General features: G+C 65.6%; 2 protein-coding genes and 1 pseudogene. 2 read left to right on the top strand and 1 reads right to left on the bottom strand.

Annotation, left to right across the window (positions count from 1 at the left end):
• A partial coding sequence (locus KDB67_RS06255) for a DUF222 domain-containing protein (RefSeq protein ID WP_366851853.1) occupies positions 1–1,235 on the top strand: 1,235 nt, incomplete at its 5' end.
• Positions 1,236–1,394: 159 nt separating this feature from the next.
• Here KDB67_RS06255 and KDB67_RS06250 read toward each other — a convergent pair.
• Entirely contained in the window at positions 1,395–2,069 is a 675-nt protein-coding gene (locus tag KDB67_RS06250) for an HAD family hydrolase (RefSeq protein ID WP_291013752.1), read from the bottom strand.
• A gap of 89 nt (positions 2,070–2,158) precedes the next feature.
• On the opposite strand from KDB67_RS06250, the pseudogene KDB67_RS06245 reads away from it, so the two are divergent.
• Positions 2,159–2,305: pseudogene (locus tag KDB67_RS06245) on the top strand (cupin); the annotation flags it as partial.
• Between the last annotated feature and the right edge of the window lie 76 nt (positions 2,306–2,381).

Genomic DNA, 2,381 nt, shown 5'->3' with positions numbered 1-2,381 from the left:
TGGGGAGAGTTACCGCAGAACTGGCCGACCTTGACTTCGGTCAGGAGATGGACGGGCGCGGCGCGTTCGATGCACTGCGCGAGATGCTGACGTTGGTGAATGTCGCACATCATCACGCCGCGGTACTGGTGGGCGTGCTCGATCGGCTCGGGGTGACCAGGAAATGGGGAGGATCGTTGCGGAAGTTACTGATAGACATGGGATGTGCGCCGTCGGTCGCATCCCGGTTGGTGCGTGTCGGCACGTCGCTCCCCGGATTGGCCTATGTCGGTCGGCATACGCGAGATGGGGACTTCTCGCTCGAGCATGCTGATGCGGTGGTCGCAGGACTCGCGCACATCGAACGACGCGCAGGTGCTGAACTCGGCATCGAAGATCGCTTCGAGTTTGAGAATTCGATGGTGGCGCAAGTATTTTCGGGTGTGTCGCCCTCAGAGGTCGCCGCCACTGCCAGGAGAATCGGCAATAGCGTTGCCGATGAATCGGATTCGGGTCTGCCGCCGGCGGAGGACCGTGCCATCGATGACTTCAGTGTGACCGTGGACCCCGATGGTCGGACACGGGTCAGGGGCGATCTGGATGCGATTATCGGTGAGAAGTTTGCGACGCTTGTCGACGCATTCTCGGAGGTCCGGCCTGAGCCTGATGGCTCCCCCGACGCGCGGCCCGCGGGACGGCGCCGCGCCGACGCCGTCGAACGGATACTCGACGCGGCGATGGCGGCACACGAACTCGGAATGCTCGCCGGAGCACCCAAAACCTCAGTCCTGCTGACACTTCCGTCCGACACGCCGGAACTGTCGACGCTGGCATGGGTGGGGCCGGTATCGCAGGCCACCACAGAACAACTCACCTGCGACGCGACGATCACCACGATCATCGTCGACGGTGAGACCGTCCCGCTGCAGATAGGCCGGGACCGACGGCTGTTCCCGGCACACCTGCGCAAGGCGATCATCGTCCGCGACGGCGGTGCGTGCATCAAATGTGGTGCACCGGCATCGTGGACCCAGGTACATCACATCGAACACTGGTCGCGGGGCGGTGAAACCAACCTGGACAACGGATGTCTGGTCTGCACCTCGTGCCACGACGATATCCACCACGCCGGTTGGGATGTCACCATCGGCTACGACCGTCACCCTTGGCTCATTCCACCGGCAACGGTTGATCCACGTCGACGGCCACGCCCGGCCTACAACCGGCGCACCATGCGCCTGGATGTCGCCGCCTGAAATACCCACAGCCTCAACATGTTCCTTGACAACTCCATAGTGTGATGGGCTTCGCTGATCCCCTGTGCCGACCGACCGTCGAGGGGCCTGGCAGGATCGTGTCCTCAGTCGATCAGCGATACGCAAGTCGGTGGGTTGTGTGATTGCAGAGGTCGCAGGCTACCGGACGGCAGTGCCCGCCAGCAGCCCGGGCAGCTCGAGCAACGAATCGATGACCGTCGCCCGAGCCGCCTCGGGGCGGCGCGCATGGAGATATCCCCACGGCCCGCGGCGGATCAGGATGGGCCGCATACCGGCGTCGGCAGCGGGCAGCACATCGTTGTCGGTCCGGTCACCGACGTAGGCGATCTCTTCCGGCGCCACCCCGGCCAGTTCGGCGGCCGCGTTGAAGAACGCAGGATCCGGCTTCTCGACGCCGAGTTCGGCGGAATTGCGGATCTCATCGACCGGCAGGTTCATTGCGCGCAGCGCGGTGAGTGCGCGCGGGGGCTGATTGCCGGCGATCACCAGCCGCAGCCCGGACGTCCGCAACTGTGCCAGCGCGGGGCGCACGTCGGGATAGAGGTCGTCGGCGTCGAAGCTATTGCGCAACCCGGCCGGGTCGTCGGCCGCCCACGCCGCATCCTCGGCGGCGACATCGATATCCGGGCGGACCAGTGAAAAAGCGTCCTCGACCGGCCGGTCGGTGGCCGCACACGCCCCGAGCGCACCGAGAAACGTAAGCGGGGTGACTCCGAGCCGGTCGGCCCACCGCAGCCAGAGCCGCGATTCGTCGACGAGGGTCTCACCGACGTCGAACACGACGGCACGGACTGCGGCTGCGGATTCGCTCATGGCCGTCGAGCTTACGGACGGCCTTCCGGGACACACCGGTCGGTGGCATAGTCGGCGCAAGGTGCGCCGAACCCGAGGAGAATCCGATGCCCGGCTACTACATCTTCGTTCCGCCGTTCGTCCCGCACCGCGAGGAGAACCCCGACCCGGACAATCCGGCCGTCGTGGTGATCGCCCGCAGCACGCAGGAGGCGATCGTCGTCAACCTTCCCGCCCTCTACGCGCTGGAGGGTTGACCGAGCCCGATAGAGCCTGGATGGACAGGGCGGGCCGCCGATCCGGTCTGCGTCGGGGTTACGGTGTGATGGGAGT

The sequence above is a fragment of the Gordonia sp. (in: high G+C Gram-positive bacteria) genome (assembly GCF_020438995.1).
Lineage (GTDB): Bacteria > Actinomycetota > Actinomycetes > Mycobacteriales > Mycobacteriaceae > Gordonia.
The sequence above is the reverse complement of the archived record's forward strand: the minus strand, read 5'-3'. Positions and strand labels throughout refer to the sequence as shown.

What these genes read in the sequence shown, in the direction of transcription:
- KDB67_RS06250 (WP_291013752.1), bottom strand. Translation starts at nt 2,069, where the DNA reads ATGAGCGAATCCGCAGCCGCAGTCCGTGCCGTCGTGTTCGACGTCGGT.